Origin of the sequence: Kineococcus sp. GCM10028916, from assembly GCF_042674865.1 — a bacterium.
GTDB lineage: Bacteria > Actinomycetota > Actinomycetes > Actinomycetales > Kineococcaceae > Kineococcus.
Genome location: NZ_JBHTFM010000017.1, coordinates 229,260 through 253,038, shown reverse-complemented (window position 1 = coordinate 253,038; position 23,779 = coordinate 229,260). Strand labels below are relative to the sequence as shown.

Here is a 23,779-nt window from a genome sequence, read left to right as displayed (position 1 = left end):
GATCGGTCTCAGGCGGGGAAGACGTGGACGTTCTCGGGCGCGAAACCGCACCACACCTCGACCCCGACCTCGGCGGTGGCGGGTCCGGCAGCCCCGCGGGGAGCACGGGCGAGGAGCTCGATCCCCGAAGCGGTCACGACGACGCGCTGGACCACGTCGCCGAGGTGGGCGACCCCGGCCAGGCGCCCACGGACCCGGTTCGGGGTCGTGACCGGCTCGGTGGTGCTGACGTGCAGCGACTCCGGCCGCACCGCGGCCAGCACCGCCGTCCCGGCGGCGAGCTCACCCGCGCGGGAGCTCGACAGCGTCGCGTCGGCGCAGTGCAGGACGCCGGGCTGGACGACCGTCGCGGGCAGGAAGTTCTGCTTGCCGATGAACCCGGCGACGAAGGCGCTCACCGGTTCGGCGTAGATGTCCTCGGGTGCCCCGAACTGCTGGATGCGCCCGTCGAGCATGACCGCGATGCGGTCGCTCATCGACAGCGCCTCCTCCTGGTCGTGGGTGACGAACACGAACGTCGTCCCCAGCGAGCTCTGCAGGAGCTTCAGCTCGACCTGCATCTCCTCCCGCAGCTTGCGGTCCAGCGCCGAGAGGGGTTCGTCCAGCAGCAGCACCTGCGGCCGGTTGACCAGGGCCCGGGCGAGGGCGACCCGCTGCTGCTGCCCGCCGGAGAGCGCGGCCGGGGCCCGGGTGGCGAAGGCGCTCATGCGCACCATCTCCAGCGCTTCGCCGACGCGGCGGCGGATCTCCTCCTTGCCGACCCGGCCGCCTGCCCGGCGCTGACGCAGCCCGTAGGCGACGTTCTCGGCGACGCTCATGTGCGGGAACAGCGCGTAGGCCTGGAACACGGTGTTGACGGGTCGCCGGTGCGCGGGGAGCCTCAGCACGGACGACCCGGCGATGGCGATCTCCCCCTCGTCGGGGTCCTCGAAACCGGCGAGCATCCGCAGCAGGGTCGTCTTCCCGCATCCGGAGGGCCCCAGCAGCGAGAGGAACTCCCCCGACTCCACGGCCAGGTCGACCCCGGCGACCGCGGTCGCGGTGCCGAAGCGCTTGACGATGCCGGTGAGGGTGACGGATCCTCCGCCGACCCCCGTGAGGGACGCCGTGTCCGGGGCCAGGACGCTCACAGGACTCCTCCGCTGGTCAGGTTCTTCTCGTGCACGGGACGGCCCCCGACGAAGGTGTGGTCGACGGCGACCTCCCAGAGGTCGGCGGCGTCGAGGGCGAAGGGGTCGGCGCTGCAGACCGCGAGGTCCGCCACCGCACCCGGTGCGATCGACCCGGCTCCGGTGTGGCGGTTGATCCACGCCGATCCGGCGGTGTAGGCGGTGAGGGCCCGCGTGAGGGTGAGGGCCTGCTCGGGCAGGAACGGTTCCCCCGGTTCCCCCGGTGGGGTGCGGTTCACGGCGACGTGGATCGCCTGCCAGGGATCGGGGGTGGACACGGGCCAGTCCGAGCCCATGACCAACCGCGCCCCGGCCCGCAGGAACCCCGCGAAGGGGTACTGCCAGGAACTGCGTTCGGGACCCAGGAAGGGGACGGTGAGTTCGGACATCTGCGCGTCGTCGCAGGCCCAGAGGGCCTGCGCGTTGGCGGCGACGTCGAGCGCGGCGAACCGCGCGACGTCGTCGGGGTGGACGACCTGCAGGTGCGCCAGGTGGTGGCGACCGGTGCCCGAGGCCCGGCGGGCCGCTTCGACCGCGTCGAGGGCGTCGCGCACGGCCCGGTCGCCGATGACGTGCACGTGGACGTCGAACCCTGCGGCGTCCAGCGCCGGGACGGCGGCCAGCAGGAGATCCCGATCGAGGTAGGACAACCCCTGTTCACCGGTGCTGCAGCCGCAGCCGTCGAGGTAGGGCGCCAGCATCGAGGCCGTGCGGTTCTCCGCGACGCCGTCCAGCATGATCTTGATGCTCGTGGTGACGAACCGGTCCGACCCGAGTTCCGCCGTCCGCGCGGCGACGGCCTCGCGGTGGTCGGCGAACCCCTCGACCAGGGCGTCGACGTCGGTGACGGTGTGCCCGCGGGGCCACCAGAGCGCCCCCACGACACGGGCCGTCAGGGTTCCCGCGGCCACGGCGTCGAGGTAGACGGGAGTCGTGTCCTCGTGGCCGGCGTAGGCACCGACGATCGCGTCCTGCCACCCGGTCACGCCGACGGAGTGGAGGTAGCGCTGGCCCTCGGCGAGGCCGGCGGCGAGCTGGTCGCGGGTCACCGGGGGCAGGTGACGGGAGACGAGGTCCATCGCGCCCTCGTGCAGGGTTCCCGTCGGCGTTCCGTCCGGGTCGCGTTCGATCCGGCCGTCGGTCGGGTCGGGGGTGCGGGCGTCGACACCGGCCAGTTCGAGGGCCCGCGAGTTCACCCAGGCCCCGTGGTGGTCGCGGTTCAGCAGGAACACGGGCCGGTCGGGCACCACCCGGTCGAGGTCCTCGCGCCGCGGGGTCCCGCCGGGGAAGTCGGCCATCGCCCAGCCCCCGCCGGAGATCCACTCCCCCGGGTTCTGCGCGGCGAACTCGGCGACCCGCCGCAACGCGCCGTCCGGTCCCGACGTCGCCGTCAGGTCGCACCCCAGCCGTTCCAGCCCGCCCATGACGGGGTGGACGTGGGCGTCGGTGAAACCGGGCAGGACGAGCCGCCCCGCGAGGTCGAGGGTTTCCGCCGCCGCTCCGACCGCCGCCCGCACGTCGGCGTCGCTGCCGACGGCGACGACCCGTCCTCCCGAGACGGCCACCGCGGTGGCCGTCTCGTGGAGCCCGGTCCCGGTGAAGACCCGGCCCGAGTGCAGGACGAGTTCTGCGCTGTCCCTCATGAACCGGAACGTACAAGCAACTCGTCGCTGTGACAACGGATTCGATGTTTCGATCGTGTTGCCACCACGGATTCCGCTCCCCTCGTCCCGCGATCGGGGACTCGCCGACACCGGGGCGGAGTTTCACCTCACCGTCGACGGACTCCCGATGGCGGACCTCGCACGAAGGTCGCGCGGAGGCGTCAGTGCGCGGTGAGGCGGGCCAGGGCGCCGGAGAGCGGCGTGGGACGGTTCAGGACGTTCTCCGCGGCGTCGGCGGCGCGCGCGACGAGCAGGCCGGCGTTCACGCCGAGCCAACGCAGGGGTTCCGGTTCCCACCGTGGCGAGGTGTGGTTGAACCAGGGCAACCGCACGAGGTCGGAACCGGTCCCGGTCACGGCGTCGGCGAGCGTCCGCCCCGCGAGGTTCGACGTCGCGACCCCGTCACCGACGTACCCGCCGGCACTCCCGAGCCCGGAGGCCGGGTCGTGGCGGACGGCGGCGTGCCAGTCCCGGGAGATCCCGAGCGGGCCGCCCCAGGCGTGGGTGAAGCGCGCGCCGGCCACGGCGGGGAACATGTCGGCGAGCGTGCTCCGCAGCCTCCGGAACACGGTCTCGTCCCCGTCGAACTCCGGGCGCACGGAGGAACCGAAGTGGTACGGCGCACCCCGTCCGCCGAACACCAGCCGGTCGTCGGCGGTGCGCTGGCCGTAGACGATCACGTGGCGGAAGTCGGAGAACGTCTCCCCGCCGGACAGCCCGACCTCGTCCCAGAACGGTGCGGGCATCGGTTCCGTCGCCACCATGAGCGAGTACACCGGGACGACCTCGCGCGCCGCCCCGGGCAGTCGCGGGGTCCACCCCTCCGTCGCGCGCAGCACGTGCCGCGCCCGGACGACCCCGCGGTCGGTGCGGACCGCACCGGGCGAGAGGTCGAGGGCGCGGGTGCGCTCGACGATGCGCCCGCCGCGGCGTTCGACGGCAGCGGCCAGGCCGCGGGCCAATCGCAACGGGTGGATGCGGGCGCAGTCGGGGGTGTGCGTCGCTCCGAGGGCGCGGGTCATGCCGACGGTCTTGCGGGTCTCCTCGGCGTCGAGCAGGCGCAGGCCCTCGGGCGACCCGCCGGCCTCGTCCTCGGCGACCTCGGCCGTGGCGCGGGCGAGCTGCGGAGCGCTGCGGGCGACGACGACGGTCCCCCCGCGCCGCCAGTGGCAGTCGATCCCCTCCTCCCGCACGATCCGCTCGACCTCGTCCAGGGTTCCGCGCATCACGGTGCGCATCGCCTGCGCCGCGACCGGTCCGTGGTCGCGGGTCATCCGCTCGACGCCCTGCGGCAACAGGGCGGAACACCAGCCGCCGTTGCGACCACTGGCGCCGAACGCCACCGTCTCCGCCTCCACGACGAGGACCTGCAGGGTCGGGTCGCGGCGCAGCAGGTAGTAGGCGGTCCACAGGCCGGTGTACCCCGCGCCGACGACGCACACGTCGACCTCGGTGTCCCCCTCCAACGGGGCCCGTTCCGGGGCCTCCGGAGCGGTGTCGGCCCAGAGCGAGCGGACCCTCACAGGCGCTTCCCCGCCTCGTCGAGGACCGAGCGCAGGCGCCGCTCGATCTCGTCGAAGTCGCTCGGGCCGATGATCAGCGGAGGCGCCAGCTGGATGACGGGGTCGCCGCGGTCGTCGGCCCGGCAGTAGAGGCCGGCCTCCCACAACGCGGGGGAGATGAACCCCCGCAGCAACCGCTCGGCCTCGGCGTCGTCGAACGTCTCCCGGGTCTGGCGGTCCTTCACCAGTTCGATCCCGTAGAAGAACCCCGCTCCCCGCACGTCCCCCACGATCGGCAGGTCCAGCAGCTTCTCCAGGGTGGAGCGGAAGAGCGGTGCGTTCTCGTGGACGTGCTGGACGAGTCCCTCGCGTTCGAAGATGTCGAGGTTGGCCATCGCGACGGCCGCCGACACCGGGTGCCCCCCGAAGGTGTAGCCGTGGGCGAAGCTGTCCTCGTCGCGGCGGAAGGGTTCGAAGATGCGGTCCGAGGCGATGACCGCCCCCAGCGGGGAGTACCCGCTGGTGAGTCCCTTGGCGCAGGTGATCATGTCGGGGACGTAGTCGAAGTCCTTGCAGGCGAACAACTCCCCGATCCGGCCGAACGCGCAGATCGTCTCGTCGCTGACCAGCAGGACGTCGTGCTCGTCGCAGATCTCACGCAGCCGCTCGAAGTACCCGGGCGGCGGCGGGAAGCACCCACCGGCGTTCTGCACGGGTTCCACGAACACCGCGGCGACGGTTTCGGGGCCCTCGAACTCGATGGCCTCCCCCACCCGGTCGGCGGCCCAGCGCCCGAACGCCTTGGGGTCGTCGCGCAGGTGCTCCGGAGCCCGGTAGGAGTTCGTGTTCGGCACCCGGAAGGTGCCGGGCACCAGGGGTTCGAACTCCGCCTTCACCCCGGGGATCCCCGTGATGGAGAGCGCGCCGTGCGTGGTGCCGTGGTAGGCGATCGAACGGCTGACGACCTTGTGCTTGCCGGGCTTGCCGACGCGTTTGAAGTAGGCCTTGGCCAGTTTCCAGGCCGTCTCGACGGCCTCGCTGCCGGACGTGGTGAAGAACACCCGGTCGAGGTCGCCGGGTGCCTCGTGGGCCAGGCGCTCGGCGAGGTCGACGGCCGCGGGGTGCGCGTAGGACCACAGCGGGAAGAAACCCAGCGTCGAGGCCTGCCGGGCGGCGGCCTCGGCGAGTTCGGTGCGACCGTGCCCGACCTGGACGGTGAACAACCCGGCGAGGCCGTCGATGTACTCGCGGCCGTGCTGGTCCCAGATCCGCGCGCCCTCACCGCGGACGATGAGCGGGACCTCCTCGCCCCGCTCGTAGGGGGCGTGGCGCGTGAAGTGCATCCACAGGTGGTCGCGGGCGGCGGCGGAGCGCTCCGTGCCGCGCGGGGTCGTCGCGGGGAGGCTGGACATGCCCGGAGACTAGGCGCTCAGCCCGGCCCCGACAAGGGATTCAGTCGTCGAATTGGAGATGAGCGACGGATCCGTCAGCGGGTACCCCAGTTGTAGAGCTGTTTGCGCAGCTTGAGGTAGACGAAGGTCTCGGTCGCGACCACGCCGGGGATGGCCCGGATCTTGGCGTTGATGAGCTCGAGCAGGCCGTCGTCGTCCTCGCAGACGACCTCGACGAGGATGTCGAAGGAGCCGGCCGTCACCACGACGTAGTCGATCTGGGCCAGCTCGGCGAGGCGGTCCGCGACGACGCGGGTGTCCCCCTCGGCGCGGATGCCGATCATCGCCTGCCGGGCGAAACCGACCTGGACCGGGTCGGTGACGGCGACGATCTGCATGACCCCACCGTCGAGGAGGCGCTGCACCCGCTGGCGCACCGCCGCCTCGGACAACCCCACGGCCTTCCCGATCGCCGCGTAGGACATCCGTCCGTCCTCCTGCAGGACCTCGATGATCCGCTTGGAGACGTCGTCGAGAGCGGGGGCGGGAAGGCGGCTGGACACCGGGTGAGTCTACGGGCCACGCGGTGCGCGGTCAGGGGGTTCCCCCTTGTCCGACCGGCCGGGGGACGGTAGAACTCCCGGGGTGCCGTTCCTCTCGATGAGTTCCCCGGCCGTCGACGACGCTCTGCGCCACGCCGCGAGCACCCCCTTCTGGCTGGACGACCCCGGTCGCCCCGACCCGGAACCCGCCCTGCGCGGGAACTCGACGGCCGAACTCGTCGTCGTCGGCGGCGGCTTCACCGGGCTGTGGACGGCGTTGCGCGCCAAGGAACGCGACCCCGACCGCAACGTGCTGCTCCTGGAAGGGGCGTGGACGGGCTGGGCGGCGTCGGGTCGCAACGGCGGGTTCGTCTCGGCGAGCCTCACCCACGGGCGCAGCAACGGGGAACTACACCTGCCGGACGAGGTCGACCGGCTCGACGAACTCGGGCTCGCGAACCTCGACGCCCTGGGCAAGTCCGTCGCGCAGTACGGCTGGGTCTGCGACTACGAACGCACGGGCGGCCTGTCGGTGGCGACCGAGCCGTACCAGGTCGACGAACTGCGGGGGCAGGACGGTTTCCTCGACACCGCGGCCGTCCGGGACCAGGTGAACTCCCCCACCTACCTGGCCGGGGTCTGGACCCCTGAGGACACCGCCCTGGTGAACCCGGCCCGCCTGGTCTGGGAGCTGAAGCGGACCTGCCTCGAGCTCGGGGTCCGGATCGCGGAGAACACCCCGGTGCGGGCGATCCGCTCGAACCGGTCGGGGGTGTCGGTGCAGACGACGTCGGGAACCGTGCGGGCCCGCCGGGTGGCGTTGGCCACCAACGTCTTCCCGGCCCTGCTCCGGCGCTACCGGCTGCACACCATCCCGGTCTACGACTACGCCCTGGTCACCGAACCCCTCTCCACCGCCCAGCTCGCGGAGATCGGCTGGCAGAACCGCCAGGGCATCGACGACCTCGGCAACCGGTTCCACTACTACCGGTTGACCGCCGACGACCGCATCCTGTTCGGCGGTTTCGACGCCGTCTACCACTACGGCCGGTCGCTGTCCTCGGAGCACGACCAGAACCCGGAGTCGTTCCGGACACTGGCCTCGCACTTCCAGCAGACGTTCCCGCAGCTCGAGGGGCTGGGGTTCACCCACGCCTGGGGTGGGGCGATCGACACCTGCACGCGGTTCTTCCCGTTCTTCGGCACGGCCCACGACGGGCGCGTGGCGCACGTCGCCGGCTACACGGGCCTCGGGGTCGGCATGACGCGGTTCGCCGCGGACGTCCTGCTCGACCTGCTCGCCGCCGACGAGCAGGGCCCCACCGAGCTCACCGAACTCGAACTCGTCCGGCGCACCCCCGTCCCGTTCCGGAACCCCTCGCCTGGGCCGGGGTGGAGGCGACGACCCTGTCGTTGGCCCACGCCGACCGGCACGAGGGCCACCGCAACGTGTGGTTGCGGGCCCTCGACCGGTTCGGTCTCGGTTTCGACTCCTGAACCCCGACGGCTCAGGGTTTGCCGGTGGCGGGCGGGTGGCAGTGGCCGGACGGGCTCCGCGGCAGATCGAGGGTGGGGTTGCGGTCGAAGAACCCCGACGGGGTCAGGGAGAACGAGACGACGTCGACGGGCATGACCGGCCAGTCCTCGGGACGGGGGACGTGGTGGATGCCGAAGACGTGCCAGAGCACGACGTCGGTGTCCACCAGCGGTTCGTCGTCGGCGGTCCAGCGGGTCATCCCGAGGTCCTCGGAACTCTGCGTCGGGTGGTCACCGGCCGGCCACAGCTCGTCGTCGTGGTGGCGGGTGACCCACACGTCGTGCCCGATGACGGGGGCCCGCAGGAACTGCGGGGCATCGGGTGCGAACAGGTGCGGCAACGCGTTCGGAGTGTGCAGGGCGTAGGCCGTCGGGGTCCCCAGGGAGTTCCGCCGGTCGGAGCTCACGACCTTCCAGACCCGCTGGCGCTGCCAGTCGACGTCGCGGCCCGCCTCGCGCTCGGAACGGACCGGCGTCGCGGTCGTCGCGAGCGCGAGCCCGTGCGGGTTGTCCGGGCCGGTCGCCACGACGTGGGTGTCGACCTCGTGCACCGTGTTCCGCTGGCCGTCGACGTCGAGGTCGAGGCGGGCGACGAGGAAGTGCTGGTGGATCGGGGCGTAGGTCCGCTGGTCGACGAGGGTTCCCGTCGACGGGGTGGCGGCCCCCTCCGGCAACGGCGTCGTCACCATGATCCCGGTCGCCCGCACCTCGCACTCGATCGTGCCGTCGAGGTAGAGCCGCCAGTAGACGAGGTACTCGTAGTTCGCGACCGTCGCGTGGAAGGAGACGACCATGCGTCGCGACCGGCGGACCTCCGCGCCGGCGTTCTCGTCGACGTGCTTCCACAGGACGCCGTCGTCCTCCTCGTGCAGGCAGATCGCCTGCGGCACCGAGTACGGCTCCCCCCGGGAGTCGGACAGGACCGCGTCAAGGTAGCGGATCTCCCCGAGGCAGTCGCAGCCCAGTTCGAGCGAGGTCGTCATGTACCCGAGGCCCCACTCGCCGATGTCGTAGGCCGTGCGGCGGCGGTGGTCGAAGCTCGCGTCGCGGTAGGGCACGACCATCTCGGCGAAGGACAGGCGGTAGCCGATCTCGCGTCGCCCTGTGCCGTCGTCCCAGGCGAGCTGGTGCAGGACGAGACCCTCGCGGTGGGTGAAGCCGAGCCGCAACGACCACTGCGCCCAGCGGAGCTCCCCGTCGTCGGAGATCGTGAACGACGGGCCGTCCGGCTGGGTGATCTCCAGGGGCTGCAACGGTTCCCGCGGGACGAGCCCGGGGACGAGTTCGGGCACGTACTCCCCCATCACGGGGGCCGCCGCGGCGGCGACGTCCTCGTCGACGGACAGCAGTTCGAACGTGTTCACGTCGACGACGAACTTGAGCCCGCTCACGGGGTGGGCGTAGGGGTTCCCGTTCGGGGTCTCGCGCACCCAGACGTCGACCCACCCGAGGCGGCGGTCGCGCCACTGCGGGGGCATGACGGCCGCGCCGTAGGTCCAGGTGTCGAGAAGGACCAGGGACAGGTCGGTGATGCCCCGCGCCGCGAGCGCCGCGATCACGCGGGGTTCTGCGATGAGCGCCTCGGCGACCTCGTGGAACTCGTCGAGGGTGAAGTTCGGCGTGATCCCGGGCAGGTGCTCGAACCGTTCGACCACCCCGCCCTCGAGCTCGACCAGCACGTCGTAGGTGCGGTTGTCGGCGCGGTCCCAGACCGTGGAGCGCGCCCGCCGCTCGACGGGGTCACCGGGCTCCCAGGCCAGCACCCGTTCCTTCGGCGGTTCCGCCAGCACGACCCCGGCGAAGCGCATCGAGGGGGTCAGGCGGTTCTCGGCGCGGAGCACGTCGAGGTTGCGGCGGAACTCCTCCTCGCGGAGGGGGGTGAGCGGGTGCGCAGGCACGTCGGGGTCCTCCTGGGCGGGGCGTCGGAGCCACAGTGTGACCGCATCCCGCACCCCCTACAAGCTCGACCGGCGTTCTCCGTCGCGTGCCTCCTGGTTCACCACGGATTCCGTGGTGAGACCCCCTGGGACTGCTAGTGTCTCCGGGTTCTCGACCCTGAAAGCCCGCAAGGAGCCCCCGTGGCAGCAACCGACCACCCCACCGCCGCACCCTCCGGGAAGGGCCTGCAGTCCGGCGCCCTGGGGTTGTGGGGCAACACCGTCATCGGCCTCGGCGCGACGGCACCGGCCTACAGCCTGGCGGCGACGCTGGGGTACGTGGTGCTCGCGGTGCACGACAAGGCCCCGGCGATGTTCCTGGTCGCGTTCGTCCCGATGCTGCTGGTCGCGATCGCCTACCGCGAACTGAACCGCGCCGCTCCGGACTGCGGGACGACCTTCACCTGGGGCACCAAGGCGTTCGGGCCGTGGGTCGGGTGGATGGGCGGTTGGGGGGTCGCGGTGTCCGCGATCATCGTGCTCGCCAACGTCGCGGAGATCTCCGCGGTCTACACGCTGCGACTGCTCGGCCTGGACGCCGCGGCGGAGAACCTCCTCGTCCGGGTCGGCCTCGGCCTGGTGTTCATCGTCGGGATGACCTGGGTCAGCTACCGCGGGATCACCATCTCCGAGCGGATCCAGAACGTGCTGATCATCGTGCAGTTCGCGGTGCTGGGGATCATCTCGATCGGCGCCCTGTACCTGGTCTACTCCGGCGGGGCCGGCGCCCAGGCGGTGCACCCGTCGTGGGACTGGTTCAGCCCCTTCGGCGTGAGCGGTTCGGCGCTGGCCGAAGCCGTCATCCTCTGCATCTTCATCTACTGGGGCTGGGACGCCTGCCTCGCGGTGAGCGAGGAGACGAAGGACGCCGACCGGACCCCCGGGCGGGCAGCGCTGCTCGCGACGGTCATCCTCGTCGTGACCTACGTCCTGGTGGCCGTGGCGGTGCAGGCCTACGCCGGTTTCGGGACGAGCGGCATCGGGCTGGCCAACGAGGAGAACGCCGACGACGTCCTCACCCTGCTCGGCGATCCGGTCGGCGGGGCGGTGATGTCGGGGTTGCTGTTGTTCACGGTCGCGATCTCGGCGGCCTCCTCGACCCAGACGACCATCCTGCCGACGGCGCGGGGCACCCTGTCGATGGCGGTCTACGGCGCTCTGCCGCAACGGTTCGCGAAGGTGCACCCGAAGTTCAGGACGCCGTCCTTCGGGACGGTGGTGATGGGGGCCGCGGCCGTCGCGTTCTACCTCGTCCTCAGCCTGGTGAGCCAGAACGCCCTGCAGGACTCGATCGCCTCGCTGGGGCTGGCCGTCGCGTTCTACTACGGCATCACGGCGTTCGCCTGCGTCTGGTACTTCCGCCGCACCCTGAACCGGTCCGCCCGGGACTTCCTGCTGCGGGGTCTGCTGCCCGTGCTCGGCGGGATCGCGATGCTCTGGGCCTTCGTCCAGAGCTGCGTGGACATGCTCGCCCCGGACTACGGCTACACCACGTTCGGTCCCCTCGGCGGGGTGTTCGTCATCGGCGTCGGGATGCTCGTGCTGGGCGTCCCGCTGATGCTGCTCTGCGCGACCCGCCTGCGGGCCTTCTTCCGCGGCGAGACCCTCGACGCGGACACCCCGATCCTGGTGCCGGAGACCGGCGAGCCTCCCATCGGCGGCCTCTGAGTCAGAGGACGCGCTGGAGGGTCAGGCCATCGTCGAGGACGACGGCGCCACCCCGGGCACCGGGTTCCAGGTGCCCGACGTCGGTACGGCCCAGCACCCGGGCGGGGGTCGAGGTGAGGGCGGCGAGGGCGTCGTCCAGGTCGATCCCCGCGGTGAGCACGGCGAAGCGCAGCGCGTGGTCCAGGGTCAGGGTGCTGCCGGCGATCGAGCCCCCCTCGACGAGGCGGGCGACCCCGTCGACGACGTCGACCTCCAGGTCCCCCAGCAGGTAACGACCGTCCGCGGAACCCGTCGCGGCCATGGCGTCGGTGACCAGGGCGACGCGGCCCCGGCCGGCCCGGTGCGCGGCGAGCGACACCACGAGCGGGTCGAGGTGCACCCCGTCGGCGATGAGTTCGACGGTGACGCGGTCGTCGTCCAGCAGCGCCCCGACCGCCCCGGGGGCCCGGTGGTGCAGAGGCGGCATCGCGTTGAAGAGGTGCGTGGCGAGGCTGACCCCCGCGTCGACGGCCCGTCGCGCCGTGGCGGCGTCGGCGTCGGTGTGACCGATGGCCGCGACCGCTCCGGCCGCGACGATCCGTTCCACGGCAGCCAGTCCACCCGGCAGTTCGGGGGCGAGGGTGACGACGCGGACCAGGCCCGTGCCGAGCAGGCGGTCCAGGTCGCCCGGTTCCGGCTCGCGCAGCAGCGACGGGTCGTGCGCCCCCTGGTGCAGCGGGCTGAGCCACGGTCCCTCGAGGTGGACACCGGCCAGCACCCCGTCGGTGACGAGGTCGGCGTAGGCGTCGAGGGTGGCGGCGAGCTCGTCGACCGGGCGGGTCACGAGGCTGGCGACCAGCGTCGTGGTGCCGTGCGCGCGGTGCACGGCGGCGACGGTGCGGGCGTCCTCGAGCGAACCCCCGAAGCTCGCCCCGCCCCCGCCGTGGCAGTGGACGTCGACGAAACCGGGGACCACGTGCGCGCCGGTGATGACCTCGTCCGCCGCGGGCGCGGGACCCGTCCCGACCGCCACGACCTCCCCCGCCCGCAGCAGCACCCACCCGTCGGGGACGACCCGTCCCCCGGTGTGGACCGTCCCCCGCGCGAGGACGGTGCTCACCGGGTCTCCGTCACCTTGCGCAGCCCGCGCGGCGCGTCCGGGTCGAGACCGCGGGCGACCGCCATCTCGAGCGCGAGACGTTGCAGCGGAACGATCTGCACCACGGGAGCGAGGTCCTCGGGCATCCCGGTCGGCAGGTCGAGCCGGACGGTCGCGTCCGGGGCGCGGCCGGCGGGGGCGACCGCGCAGACGTCGGCGCCGCGGTCCTTCAGGGCGTCGAGGACCGGCGCCATGGCGTCCCCGCCGGGGCCTTCGGCCACGATCGCGATGACGGGCCGGTCCGCGTCGACCATCGCCAGCGGGCCGTGCATGAGGTCGGCGGCGGAGAACGCCTGGGCGGAGAGGTAGCTCGTCTCCATGAGCTTCAGCGCGGCCTCGCGCGCCGTCGGGTAGGAGTACCCGCGGGCGGTGACCACGAGGCGGTCGACGAAGCGGTAGCGCGCGGCGACCTCGGGGACGTCCGGGCTGGAGACGGCCCGTTCCAGGAACTGCGGCAACGCCTTCGCGGGCGTGAGGTCGCCACCGCGCCAGGTCGTGATCAGCAGCCACAGCGTGAGGAGCTGGGCGGTGTAGCTCTTGGTGGCGGCGACGGCGAGTTCCGGTCCGGCGTGGACGTCGAGGTGGTGCTCGGCGGCCGCGGCCAGCGGGGAGGACGGGTTGTTGGTGACGGCGAGGGTGATCGCCCCGGCCCGGCGGGCCGCGGCGGTCGACTCGACGAGGTCCGGTGACCCGCCGGACTGGCTGATGCTGATCCACAGCACCCCGCGCAGGTCGGGGGTCGCGCCGTAGACGGTGAGCGTCGAGGTGGAGGTCAGCCCGCAGGGCAGCCCGAGCCCGACCTCGACGAGGTACTTCGCGTAGAGGGCGGCGTGGTCGCTGGTGCCGCGCGCGGTCAGCAGCACGGCCCGCGGGGCCGCGTCGCGGATGAGGCCCGCGAGGCGCGCGACCTCCCCCGTCGCGCTGGAGAGGATCCGGTCGGCGACGGCCGGCTGTTCGGCGATCTCGGATCGGACGAGGTGTCCCCGGGGGGTGCTCACGCGCTGCTCCAGTTCCGTGGTGCTGACGATGAAGGAAGTTGACACGATCGTAGCCGTTCGTGAAAGTCATCGCCAGACCCCTCCTGGACGGAGCTCCGTGACCGACCCCGTGCACGACCCCACGCACGACCCCGCGACCGACCCGGTGACGCTGCACGCTCGCCTGCTCTCCGCGCTGCCCTCGGCGACGGCGTCCGCGGCGCGCGTCCTGCGGGAACTGCTCGACGACCCCGCGGGCGCCGCCCAGCTGACCGTCACCGAACTCGCCCGGCGGGCCGCCACGAGCGAGGCGACCGTGGTGCGTGCCGCGCGGTCCCTGGGTTTCGCCGGCTACCCGCAGCTGCGCCTCGCCCTCGCCGCGGCCGGCGCCGCCCACGAACCCGCCGCCCTGCTGACCGGTTCGCTCGAGGACTCCGCCGACCTCGCCACCGTGGTCGCGACGCTGGCCGCCGTCGAGACCGAGGCGATCACCGCGACCGCCCGCACCCTGGACGTCGTCGCCCTCGCCGCGGCCGCCGACGCGGTCCGCACCGCGCGGGTCGTCGACTGCTACGGCATCGGCGCTTCGGGCCTGCTCGCCGCGGACTTCGACCACAAGGCCGCCCGGGTCGGTCTCCTCACCCGGCTGCGCACCGAGGGGCACGGCGCCCTCGTCAGTTCCGCCCTGCTGGAACCCGGCGACACGGCCCTCGTCGTCAGCCACTCGGGGCGGACGGTCGACGTCGTGACCGCCGCCCGGCAGGCGCGGGACCGGGGAGCCACCGTCGTCGCGGTGACGAGTTCGGCGGGTTCGCCGTTGGCCGGGTACGCAGACCACACGCTGGTCGCGACCGGGCGGGAGACGGCCTACCGCGCGGGGGCGATGGCGAGCCGCGCGAGTTCCCTGCTCGTCCTCGACTGCCTGTACGTGGCGGTCGTGCAGCGCCTCGGGAGTTCCGCCACCGCTGCGCTGCAACGGACCTACCGCGCCGTCGAAGGACCGCGGTCGGCCGAGGGCGGGCGACCGGTCCGTCGCCGGTAGGCGGCGCTCAGGCTGAACGCGTCGGCGTAGCCGACCTCGCGGGCGATGGCGGCGATCGTCCGGTCGCCGGTCCGCAGCAGGTCCGCGGCGAGGTCGAGGCGGTGGGCCCGGAGGTAGGCGATCACCGGCTCCCCGGTGAGGCCGGGGAAACGCCGCGCGAGGGACGCCCGGGAGACGCCCACCCGGCCCGCGAGCTCCCCGACCGTCCACGGCCGGGCGGGATCGCCGTGCAGGAGTTCCAGCACCGGACCCACCACGGGATCGGCCACCGCCGCGAGCCACCCGGTGTCGTCGCGCGACCGGAGCACCGTGATGACGAGGAGGTCCACGAGACGGTCGAGGACGGCGTGCTGCCACGCCCCTTCCCGCACCGACTCCGTGGTCAGGAGTTCCCGCAACGCCGGTGGTGCGGGAGCCCGCACGACCGCGGGGAGGGCGGCGAGGACCCGCCGGTCGAGGACGTCACCCGCCGGGTAGGTGGCGTGGACGACGAGGGTCTCCGCCCCCAGCGCGCTCCCGTAGCTGCGGGCCTGGTCCAGGCGCCACCGGTCGCCCGCCGCGACCGCGGGTTCACCGGGTTCCCGACTCCGCCCCGGACCCTCGACGACGACCCCGGGCGGGGTTCCCCGGGCGTCCCGGAGTTCGTGCGGGCCGCGGACGAGCAGCACGTCACCCGGTTCGACGGCCTCCCCGGCGCACCCGGCCGCACCGCGGACGAGCACGTGGACGGTCAGTCCCGCGTCGCCGACGAACCGCATCCCCCACGGTTCCGCCAGGTAGGACAGCGAGACGTGCGTGCGGGCCCTCCCGCCGAGCAGATCGCCGAGCACCCCCGCACCGTAGACGCCGGAACATGCCCGTGAGCACCGGGAACCTGTTCCTCCGTCCCGGGAAGAGGTCGACTGGGTCCTAGAACCTGAGGAGGAAGCGATGCTGATCGTCCTGTCCGGACTGCCCGGCAGCGGGAAGACGACCGTGGCCCGGGCACTGACCGCCCGCGCGGGTGTGGTGCACCTGCGGATGGACACCGTGGAGCAGGCCCTGGTCGACTCCGGCCGCGAGACCCACCCCGTGAGCCCCGCCGGGTACTACGTCCTGCGCGCGTTGGCGGGCGACCTGCTGCGCCAGGGACACACCGTGGCCGCCGACAGCGTGAACCCGCTGACGATCACGCGGGAGATGTGGCGACGGGTCGCGCGGGAGGCCGGCGCGGGGTTCCGCGAGGTCGAGGTCGTGTGTTCCGACGTCGCGCTGCACGAGCGGCGGGTGCGCGAGCGCGTCGGTGACATCGAGGGGTTGCCGCTGCCGACCTGGGAGGACGTGCAGGCCGTGGAGTTCGAGCCGTGGGACGGGGACCGGCTGGTCGTCGACACCGCGACGGAGGCGGTCGCCGCGGCCGTCGAACGGGTGCTCGAGGGGCCGGCCCGACCGTGACGGGTGGCGGAACGTCTCCCGTCCTCAGGGGCGGAAGACCATCAGGAGGGTCTCGCGCCCCTCGTCCTCACCGCGCTCCCCCGTGGGCACGAAACCCGCCCGCTGCCAGGCGGCGATCGCCCGGGCGTTGTCCACCCCGGGGTCGACGGTGAGGGTCCCCCAGCCGGAACGGGTCAACTCCTCGGCCAGGGCTCGGGCGACCCGGGGGCCCGTCCCCCGACCCTGCGCGTGCGCGGCCAGGAACATGTCGAGACCGGCAGTGCCGTCGGGGTCGCGCCAGGCCTGCAGCAACCCGACCGGCTCGCCGTCCCGGAGCACGAGGTGGACGACGACGTCGGGAGCGCGCGCTCCGGTGTACCTGCGCCGGACCTCCGCGAGCGGCACCGGTTCGCCGCCCCACCAGCGGTGCACGTCCGGGTCCGCCAACCACCCGGTGATGAGCTCGGCGTCCTCGGACGTGCTGAGCCGCAACCCCTCACCACCCACGACCAGCGACTCCGGGTACGGCCGGTGCGGGGACGGGTCCGCGGGGCTCGGCGCTCGGCCGGTCTCCCGCTCCTCACCAGGTCGCAACGGTGTGCCGTTCCACGTGCTCCAGGTCCAGGTCGTCGCCGAGGCCAGGGGTTTCGGGCATGGCCACGAACCCGTCGGCGTCCATCGGATCCACGATCGAGTTCAGGTGCGGTGGGACCCGGTCGTAGTCCAGGTGCGGGTGCAGCAACCCGCGCTCGTACCAGCGCCCGTTGCTCATCGCGCCGAGCAGGGCCAAGTTCGCCGATCCCGGCCCGTGGATCTCGCAGTCCATCCCGAACGCCTCGGCGACGTGCACGGCCTTCATCGCCGCACCGATCCCGGCCCCGTTGGAGGCCCCCACCCGCAGGATGTCGCACGCCCCGGCGACCGCCCACTCCGCGCGGACGTGGAACGTCCCGAACGCCGTCTCGGGCCCGACGACCGGGATCTCCAACTGGTCGGCGAGCCAGCGGTAGGACTGCATCGAGGACTCCTCCATCGGTTCCTCGTACCAGGCGAAACCCAGCTCCTGGATGGCCCGGCCCAGGGTGAGCGCCTCCACCCGGGAGTACCAGTGGTTGGCGTCGAGCATCAGGGGGACGTCCGGTCCGACGGCCTCGCGGACGGCCGTGCAGGCGGCGATGTCCCGGCGGACGTCGGGGGCCCCGGGAACGGGCGGCATCCAGGTGTGGAGTTTGATCGCCGGGTACCCCTGGTCCAGGAGCTGCACCGCGAACTCCCCGTACTCCTGCGGGGAACTCAGCCCGCCGGGCACGTCGTCGCCGCACATCGTGCTGCCGTAGGCGGGAACCCGGTCACGGACCCCGCCGAGCAACCGCCACACCGGCATCCCGGTGCGCCGTCCGAGGAGGTCCCACAACGCCTGGTCGACGGTGCTGAGGGTCCGGTCCAGCAGCGCGCCGTGGGTGCCGCGTCGACGTTTCGCCAGCTCGTACCAGAGCCGGTCCCGCTGGTACGGATCCGCCCCGAGCAGGACGGGACGGACGTGCTGCTCGACCAGGGAACGTTCGACGGCGAAGGAAGGAGCTGCGAGACAACGGCCTTCGACCCCGTCGCTGTCCCGGACCGTCAGCAGCGCGGCCGTCGTCGTGTGCCCGGGGCCGGGGTGGGCGTGACCGTCGCTGTCGACGTGCAGCCGGGTCTCGGTCTCGAAGACCCGGACCGAGACGTCGGTGATGCTCGTGGGCACGGGTGCCTGCCTCCTCGCAGCGTGTGCGATCGACCCTAGGCAGCGGGCGGAGGGGTGTCAACGAAACCCCTCCGCGCAACTCCACGCCGACGGGACCCGGTCAGGGCAGGGTGAGGACGACCGGGCCGTCGGAGGTGATCGCCACGGTGTGCTCCTCGTGCGCCCCGGAACTCCCGTCGACGCTGCGCATCGTCCACCCGTCGTCGTCCGTCGTGAACTCGGGGCTCCCACCGGCCATGAACCAGGGTTCGATGGCGACGACCAGCCCGGGCTTCAGGACGAGCCCACGACCGGCGCGGCCGTCGTTGGGGACCGAGGGGTCCTCGTGCATCGTGTGCCCGACGCCGTGACCGCCGAAGGTGGTGTTGACCCCGCACCCGTGCGCCCGGCCGACGGCACCGATCGCGGCGGAGACGTCACCGATCCGGTTCCCGACGACGGCGGCGGCGATCCCGGCCGCGAGCGCCTCCCTGGTCGCCGCGACGAGTTCCGCGTCACCGGGGCGGGGAGTGCCGACGCTGAAGGTCGTGGCGGAGTCACCGGCCCAGCCGTCGAGGACCGCGCCGCAGTCGACGCTCAGCAGATCACCGTCGCGCAGGACGTAGCGGCCGGGGATCCCGTGCAGCACCGCGTCGTTCACCGAGGTGCAGATGACCCCGGGGAAGGGCGAGTCGGCGAACCCGGGCTGGTAGCCGAGGAACGGGGAGGTCGCACCGGCCCCGAAGATCACCTCACGGGCGACGGCGTCGAGTTCGTCGAGGCGCATCCCGACGGCCGCGTGCTCCTTCACCGCGGCCAGGGCCGCGCCGACGACCCGACCGGCGGCCCGCATCCCCTCGATCTCGCGGGGTGTCTTCAGCTCGACCACGTCGACCTCCTGCTCGTCACGGACTTGGTATTCCTATCCCGGTATTAGTATCACTCCATGGTCCGTCCGCCGCTGCCCGAGGAAGTCCGCGCCCGAGGTCGTCTCCTGGGCGAACTGCTCCGCTCCGCGCGCGGCGAGCGCACCGTCCCGCAGATCTCCGCCGCCTCCGGCGTCCCGGCCGAGACGCTGCGCAAGATCGAGTCCGGTCGCATCCCGACCCCCGCGTTCTTCACCGTCGTGGCCCTCGCGAACGCCCTGGACCTGTCCCTGGCGGACCTCGTGACCCACTGCGCCGCACCGGCACCCCGGGCGGAAGGGGTGGCGTGAAGCTGTTCACCGACGAGGAGTCCCGGCGCGCCGTCGCGACCGACCGCTCCGGCCACCTGCCGGCGACGTTGCCCGACGGGGTCGTGCGCGCGGCCACCGTCGACGACATCGTCGAGACCCTCCGCTGGGCCACCGAGCACCGCACCCCGGTCGTCACCCGGGGTGCCGGGACGGGCCTCGCCGCCGGGTCGAGCGCCCAGGCGGGCGAGATCGTCCTGGACCTGTCGGGGATGGACCGCATCGTCGCGATCCGCCCCGACGACCAGGTCGCCGTCGTCGAACCCGGCGTCCTCACCGCCGACCTGGACGCCGCGGCCGGCGAGCACGGGCTGTTCTACGCGCCCGACCCGGCCAGTTCCGCGATCTCCTCCATCGGCGGGAACATCGCCACCAACGCGGGCGGTCTGCGCTGCGCGAAGTACGGCGTGACCCGCGACGCCGTCCTCGGTCTGGACCTCGTGCTCGCCGACGGCCGGAAGGTCTCGACGGGGCGCCAGACCGTCAAGGGCGTCGCGGGCTACGACCTCACCAGCCTCGTCGTGGGTTCGGAGGGGACCCTCGCCGTCGTCGTGGGCGCGACCCTGCGGTTGCGGCCGCGACCGGCCGCGATCGCCACGCTGGCGGCGCACTTCGACGACCTCGTGGCCGCGGCGGCCGCCGCCTCGGCGATCACGACGGCCCGCCTGCAACCCTCCGTCCTGGAACTCGTGGACAGCGTCACCCTCGAGGCCGTCGACGCGGCCCGGGGTTCCTCGTTGCGCGCCCTGGGTGCCGCCGTTCTCGTCGTGCAGTGCGACGGCCTCAGCGCCCGGGCCGAGATCGACGCCGTCGCCGCGGTCGTGGCGCCGTTCGCGTCGTCGTGGCGTTCGACGAGCGACCCCGTCGAGGCCGAGGAACTGCTGGCCGCCCGCCGGGCGGGACTGCCCGCCCTGGAACGCACGGGCGACGTGTTCATCGAGGACGTCGCCGTGCCGCGGTCGCAGCTGGCCGCGGCCGTCGCGGGCATCCAGGAGATCTCCGCCCGCACCGGGGTGCGGATCGCGACGATCGCCCACGCCGGCGACGGGAACCTGCACCCGATCATCGTCGTGGAACGCGGCGGAACCGTCACGGAGGGCCCGCCGTGGGACGCGGCCTGCGCGGTGTTCGACCTCGCCCTGGCCCTCGGCGGGACCCTCACGGGTGAGCACGGCGTCGGGTTGCTGAAACGCACCTGGTTGCGGCGGGAACTCGGCGACGACTCGCTCTCGTTGCAGCGCAGCATCAAGGCGGTGTTCGACCCGCTGGGGATCCTCAACCCCGGCAAGGCCGTCTGATCACCGCGGGGCAGTGCGGAGGGCGTCGACGAGCAGGTCGAGCAAGCGGACGGGTTGTCCGGGCGGCCCGCCGGCGGTGGAGAGGAACACCCCGAGCAGCATCGCGGCCACGTCGTCGGGTTCGACGTCGGCGCGCAACGTCCCGGTCCTCGCCCCCTCCGCGAGGAACGTCGCCAGGACCGCGGTGATGCGTTCCCGCGTCGCCGGAGTGGTGATCCGACCCGAGGCCCAGCCGGCCCGCAACGTGTCCATCATCGCGCGCTTGGTGGCGACGGACTCGGCGTAGCGGGCCAGCCAGGCCCGCAGGGCGAGGTCGGGCGGAAGCTCGGCCAGCACCCCGGACGCGGCCTCGACGACGCCGTCGAGCTCTGCGCCGTAGACGGCTTCCACCAGCGCGTCCCGGGTCGGGAAGTGCCGGTAGAGCGTCCCGGTCCCGACCCCGGCGTCACGGGCGATGGTCTCGAGCGCGACGGCCTCGCCACCGGCGAAGGCCGCCCGGGCGGCGCTCAGCAGCAGCTCGCGGTTCCGGGCGACGTCGGCGCGCGGACGGCGGGGAGTGACGGACAAAGCGGAGGTTCCTCCGGTTCAGTGGTGACGTCGTCGATGCGGAGGCTCCTCCGCTTCAGCCCATCCTCCCACCTCGAGAGGGATCCCACGATGACCAGCACCGCCACGCTCGCGGGCCGCACCGTCCACCGCATCGGCTACGGCGCCATGCAGCTCGAACGGCTCCACACCGACCGCGAAGCCGCGATCGCCTTGCTGCGCCACGCCTTCGACCGCGGCGTCGACCACGTCGACACGGCGCAGTTCTACGGCGACGGTTTCGTCAACGGCGTGCTGCGCGCCGCGCTGCGCCGCGACGACGACGTCCTGGTCGCGACCAAGGTCGGCGGCGAACCGAACCCCACCGGCCCGGTCCCGTTGCGACTGGCCCAGCGTCCCGAGCAGCTCCGGGCGAGCGTCGAGGCGAACCTGACGAGCCTCCGCCTCGACCGGCTGCCCCTGGTGAACCTGCGCCGGGCCGAGGTCGGACCGGGTCTGATCGCGGAAGGTGACCAGGTCGTCGACCTCGACGACCAGCTCGCCGTCCTGACGGGACTGCGGGACGCCGGGAAGGTCGGGGCGATCGGCCTGAGCAACGTCACCCTGTCCGACCTGCGACGGGCACTGCCCGTCGGGATCGCCTGCGTGCAGAACTCCTACAGCCTGGTGAGCCGCGGCAGCGAGGACCTCCTCGACCTCTGCACGACGGAGGACATCGCCTGGGTGCCGTACTTCCCGCTCGGCGGGGCGTTCCCGGGCCTGCCGAAGGTGACCGACGAACCGGCGGTTCGGGCTGCGGCGCAGGCCCTCCAGGTCACTCCCGCGCAGGTCGGTCTCGCCTGGCTGCTGGCCCACACCGCCACCACCCACCTCATCCCGGGCACGGCGGACCTCGCCCACCTCGAGGCGAACCTCGCCGTCGGCGGGATCACGCTGGACGCCGCGACCCTGGCCGCGCTCGACGCCGTCCCGTCCCGCTCCGGGAACACCACCACCCGGTGAGACGCCCCGCCCTCCGGTCGGGCGATGTTTGCATGAACATGCACTCCGGTGCATAATGTTCCGCATGTCCAAGGTGCTCACGTCCCTGCCCGCCGGCGAACGCGTCGGCATCGCCTTCTCGGGCGGTCTCGACACGTCGGTGGCCGTCGCGTGGATGCGCGAGAAGGGCGCGGTGCCCTGCACCTACACCGCCGACATCGGGCAGTACGACGAACCCGACATCGACTCCGTGCCGGGACGGGCCTCGGCCTACGGCGCCGAGCTCGCGCGCCTCGTCGACTGCCGGGCCGCGCTGGTCGAGGAGGGCCTCGCCGCCCTGACCACCGGTGCCTTCCACATCCGTTCCGGCGGCCGCAGCTACTTCAACACCACCCCGCTGGGCCGGGCCGTCACCGGCACGCTGCTGGTGCGCGCGATGCTCGCGGACGACGTCCAGATCTGGGGCGACGGCTCCACCTACAAGGGCAACGACATCGAGCGGTTCTACCGCTACGGCCTGCTCGCCAACCCCTCGCTGCGGATCTACAAGCCGTGGCTGGACGCCGACTTCGTCACCGAGCTCGGTGGGCGCAAGGAGATGTCGGAGTGGCTGCAGGCCCGCGACCTCCCCTACCGCGCGAGCACCGAGAAGGCGTACTCCACCGACGCGAACATCTGGGGCGCCACCCACGAGGCCAAGCGCCTCGAGCACCTCGACGTCGGCGTCGAACTGGTCGAACCCATCATGGGCGTCCGGTTCTGGGACCCCGCCGTCGAGATCGCGACCGAGGACGTGACGATCGGCTTCGAACAGGGCCGTCCCGTCTCGATCAACGGTGAGACGTTCGAGAACGCCGTGGACCTCGTCCTGGCCGCGAACGCCATCGGTGGCCGGCACGGGCTCGGCATGTCCGACCAGATCGAGAACCGGATCATCGAGGCCAAGTCCCGCGGGATCTACGAGGCGCCGGGCATGGCCCTGCTGCACGCGGCCTACGAACGCCTCGTCAACGCCGTCCACAACGAGGACACCGTCGCGAGCTACCACAACGAGGGTCGTCGCCTCGGTCGCCTCATGTACGAGGGCCGCTGGCTGGACCCGCAGGCCCTCATGCTGAGGGAGTCGCTGCAGCGCTGGGTCGGCAACGCCGTCACCGGTTCCGTCAGCCTGCGGCTGCGCCGCGGCGAGGACTACTCGATCCTCGACACCCAGGGTCCGGCCTTCAGCTACCACCCGGACAAGCTGTCGATGGAACGCACCGAGGACTCCGCCTTCGGCCCCGTCGACCGCATCGGGCAGCTGACCATGCGCAACCTCGACATCGCCGACTCCCGCGCCAAGCTCGAGCAGTACGCGGGCATGGGCATGGTCGGCAGTTCCCAGGTCAGCCTCATCGGGGCCCTGGAGGCCGGCGGCGCGGAGGCGATCGCGTCCCGCGGCACGGGCAGCGGCGACGAACTCCTCGACCGGGCGGCCATGGAGGCCGGCACCGACTGACCGTCTCCGACTGACCGTCTCCCGGGGTCAGGCCGTCACGGCGCGACGGTCACCGGTTCGGCGTCGCAGATGCGCAGGAGCTCGGAGTACGTCGTCGGGAAGACCGTGTGCGGGGTTCCCGCGGCGGCCCAGACGACGTCGTAGCGCAGCAGGTCGACGTCGATCACCGTCCGCAGGTGGGCCGGGTGCCCGAGCGGTGCGACCCCACCGATGGGCTGCCCCGTCGCGGCCCGGACCGTCGCCGCGTTCGGGCGGGTCAGCTTCTCCACCCCGAGGGCGGCCGCGGTGTGCTCCGGGTCCACGCGGTGCCCACCGCTGGTGAGGACGAGGACCGGCTCACCGTCGGCGAGGAACACCAGGCTGTTGGCGATCGCCCCCACCGAACACCCCAGGGCACCGGCGGCGTCGGCGGCCGTGCGGGCCGACGTCGTCAGTTCCACGACCTCACCACCCGCCCCGGCCTCGTGCAGGGCTTGCGACACGACTTCGGCGTTGCGGTGCACGCGAACTCCCGGGATCG

21 protein-coding genes and 1 pseudogene are annotated in these 23,779 nt (G+C 72.8%); 8 read left to right on the top strand and 14 right to left on the bottom strand.

Translation table 11 applies throughout. The features are described 5' to 3' along the window. Positions 1 to 8: 8 nt before the first annotated feature. The 5 genes from ACFQ46_RS17640 to ACFQ46_RS17620 all read right to left on the bottom strand — a co-directional run bounded on the left by ACFQ46_RS17640 (position 9) and on the right by ACFQ46_RS17620 (position 6,289). A complete protein-coding gene (locus ACFQ46_RS17640) occupies positions 9 to 1,130 on the bottom strand; it encodes an ABC transporter ATP-binding protein (RefSeq protein ID WP_380260664.1) in 1,122 nt (373 codons plus the stop codon). Continuing rightward, a complete protein-coding gene (locus tag ACFQ46_RS17635; RefSeq protein WP_380260663.1) occupies positions 1,127 to 2,812 on the bottom strand; it encodes an amidohydrolase in 1,686 nt (561 codons plus the stop codon). The genes ACFQ46_RS17640 and ACFQ46_RS17635 overlap by 4 nt, the downstream gene beginning before the upstream one ends. A 182-nt stretch (positions 2,813 to 2,994) precedes the next feature. Further along, positions 2,995 to 4,356, bottom strand: coding sequence for an NAD(P)/FAD-dependent oxidoreductase (locus ACFQ46_RS17630; RefSeq protein ID WP_380260662.1), 1,362 nt, complete (start codon positions 4,354 to 4,356; stop codon positions 2,995 to 2,997). Then, a complete protein-coding gene (locus tag ACFQ46_RS17625; RefSeq protein WP_380260661.1) occupies positions 4,353 to 5,747 on the bottom strand; it encodes an aspartate aminotransferase family protein in 1,395 nt (464 codons plus the stop codon). Before ACFQ46_RS17625 ends, ACFQ46_RS17630 begins: the two co-directional genes overlap by 4 nt. A 74-nt stretch (positions 5,748 to 5,821) precedes the next feature. After that, positions 5,822 to 6,289 (bottom strand): Lrp/AsnC family transcriptional regulator, encoded by a 468-nt coding sequence (locus ACFQ46_RS17620; RefSeq protein ID WP_328292983.1) that lies wholly within the window; start codon positions 6,287 to 6,289, stop codon positions 5,822 to 5,824. A 97-nt stretch (positions 6,290 to 6,386) separates the two neighbouring features. Between ACFQ46_RS17620 and ACFQ46_RS17615 the strand changes: the two are divergent. Beyond that, positions 6,387 to 7,765, top strand: a pseudogene (locus ACFQ46_RS17615) (NAD(P)/FAD-dependent oxidoreductase). Positions 7,766 to 7,776: 11 nt separating this feature from the next. On the opposite strand, the gene ACFQ46_RS17610 reads toward ACFQ46_RS17615, so the two are convergent. After that, the gene (locus ACFQ46_RS17610; protein WP_380260660.1) at positions 7,777 to 9,702 is read right to left on the bottom strand and encodes a primary-amine oxidase; all 1,926 of its coding nucleotides are present in this window, start codon (positions 9,700 to 9,702) and stop codon (positions 7,777 to 7,779) included. Between the two features lie 180 nt (positions 9,703 to 9,882). Here ACFQ46_RS17610 and ACFQ46_RS17605 point away from each other — a divergent pair, with 180 nt between their 5' ends. Further along, a complete protein-coding gene (locus ACFQ46_RS17605) occupies positions 9,883 to 11,409 on the top strand; it encodes an APC family permease (RefSeq protein ID WP_380260659.1) in 1,527 nt (508 codons plus the stop codon). 1 nt (position 11,410) lies between these two features. On the opposite strand, the gene nagA is transcribed toward ACFQ46_RS17605, so the two are convergent. Together nagA and ACFQ46_RS17595 are read right to left on the bottom strand one after the other, a co-directional pair. Beyond that, the gene (nagA, locus tag ACFQ46_RS17600; RefSeq protein WP_380260658.1) at positions 11,411 to 12,508 is read right to left on the bottom strand and encodes an N-acetylglucosamine-6-phosphate deacetylase; all 1,098 of its coding nucleotides are present in this window, start codon (positions 12,506 to 12,508) and stop codon (positions 11,411 to 11,413) included. Further along, on the bottom strand, positions 12,505 to 13,545 hold the full coding sequence (locus tag ACFQ46_RS17595; protein ID WP_380260657.1) for an SIS domain-containing protein: 1,041 nt from the start codon (positions 13,543 to 13,545) through the stop codon (positions 12,505 to 12,507). The genes nagA and ACFQ46_RS17595 overlap by 4 nt, the downstream gene beginning before the upstream one ends. A gap of 97 nt (positions 13,546 to 13,642) precedes the next feature. On the opposite strand from ACFQ46_RS17595, the gene ACFQ46_RS17590 reads away from it, so the two are divergent. Then, entirely contained in the window at positions 13,643 to 14,566 is a 924-nt protein-coding gene (locus tag ACFQ46_RS17590; protein ID WP_380260656.1) for a MurR/RpiR family transcriptional regulator, read from the top strand. Here ACFQ46_RS17590 and ACFQ46_RS17585 read toward each other — a convergent pair. Then, positions 14,506 to 15,396: an AraC family transcriptional regulator gene (locus tag ACFQ46_RS17585; RefSeq protein WP_380260655.1), complete on the bottom strand. Its 891-nt coding sequence runs from the start codon at positions 15,394 to 15,396 to the stop codon at positions 14,506 to 14,508. The two genes, ACFQ46_RS17590 and ACFQ46_RS17585, sit on opposite strands and share 61 nt — an antisense overlap. A 100-nt stretch (positions 15,397 to 15,496) precedes the next feature. Here ACFQ46_RS17585 and ACFQ46_RS17580 point away from each other — a divergent pair, with 100 nt between their 5' ends. Further along, positions 15,497 to 16,000, top strand: a complete 504-nt coding sequence (locus ACFQ46_RS17580) for an AAA family ATPase (RefSeq protein ID WP_380260654.1) — start codon at positions 15,497 to 15,499, stop codon at positions 15,998 to 16,000. A gap of 24 nt (positions 16,001 to 16,024) precedes the next feature. Here the strand turns inward: ACFQ46_RS17580 and ACFQ46_RS17575 are convergent, their stop codons facing one another. The 3 genes from ACFQ46_RS17575 to map form a co-directional block, all read right to left on the bottom strand. Beyond that, positions 16,025 to 16,471, bottom strand: coding sequence for a GNAT family N-acetyltransferase (locus ACFQ46_RS17575; RefSeq protein WP_380260653.1), 447 nt, complete (start codon positions 16,469 to 16,471; stop codon positions 16,025 to 16,027). Between the two features lie 88 nt (positions 16,472 to 16,559). Continuing rightward, the gene (locus ACFQ46_RS17570) at positions 16,560 to 17,723 is read right to left on the bottom strand and encodes an enolase C-terminal domain-like protein (protein WP_380260652.1); all 1,164 of its coding nucleotides are present in this window, start codon (positions 17,721 to 17,723) and stop codon (positions 16,560 to 16,562) included. 100 nt (positions 17,724 to 17,823) lie between these two features. Then, positions 17,824 to 18,591: a type I methionyl aminopeptidase gene (gene map, locus ACFQ46_RS17565; RefSeq protein WP_328292995.1), complete on the bottom strand. Its 768-nt coding sequence runs from the start codon at positions 18,589 to 18,591 to the stop codon at positions 17,824 to 17,826. Between the two features lie 57 nt (positions 18,592 to 18,648). Between map and ACFQ46_RS17560 the strand changes: the two genes are divergently transcribed. Then, on the top strand, positions 18,649 to 18,918 hold the full coding sequence (locus ACFQ46_RS17560) for a helix-turn-helix domain-containing protein (protein WP_380260651.1): 270 nt from the start codon (positions 18,649 to 18,651) through the stop codon (positions 18,916 to 18,918). After that, positions 18,915 to 20,234 (top strand): FAD-binding oxidoreductase, encoded by a 1,320-nt coding sequence (locus ACFQ46_RS17555; protein ID WP_380260650.1) that lies wholly within the window; start codon positions 18,915 to 18,917, stop codon positions 20,232 to 20,234. The genes ACFQ46_RS17560 and ACFQ46_RS17555 overlap by 4 nt, the downstream gene beginning before the upstream one ends. On the opposite strand, the gene ACFQ46_RS17550 is transcribed toward ACFQ46_RS17555, so the two are convergent. Next, positions 20,235 to 20,801 carry a TetR/AcrR family transcriptional regulator gene (locus ACFQ46_RS17550; RefSeq protein ID WP_380260649.1) on the bottom strand — a complete coding sequence of 189 codons (567 nt, stop codon included), beginning with the start codon at positions 20,799 to 20,801 and terminating at the stop codon, positions 20,235 to 20,237. A 90-nt stretch (positions 20,802 to 20,891) separates the two neighbouring features. Between ACFQ46_RS17550 and ACFQ46_RS17545 the strand changes: the two genes are divergently transcribed. Together ACFQ46_RS17545 and argG are read left to right on the top strand one after the other, a co-directional pair. After that, on the top strand, positions 20,892 to 21,782 hold the full coding sequence (locus tag ACFQ46_RS17545; protein ID WP_380260648.1) for an aldo/keto reductase: 891 nt from the start codon (positions 20,892 to 20,894) through the stop codon (positions 21,780 to 21,782). A gap of 64 nt (positions 21,783 to 21,846) precedes the next feature. Next, positions 21,847 to 23,259 (top strand): argininosuccinate synthase, encoded by a 1,413-nt coding sequence (argG, locus tag ACFQ46_RS17540; RefSeq protein ID WP_380260647.1) that lies wholly within the window; start codon positions 21,847 to 21,849, stop codon positions 23,257 to 23,259. A gap of 35 nt (positions 23,260 to 23,294) precedes the next feature. Here the strand turns inward: argG and ACFQ46_RS17535 are convergent, their stop codons facing one another. Further along, a complete protein-coding gene (locus tag ACFQ46_RS17535) occupies positions 23,295 to 23,762 on the bottom strand; it encodes a YbaK/EbsC family protein (RefSeq protein WP_380260646.1) in 468 nt (155 codons plus the stop codon). Positions 23,763 to 23,779: the final 17 nt, after the last annotated feature.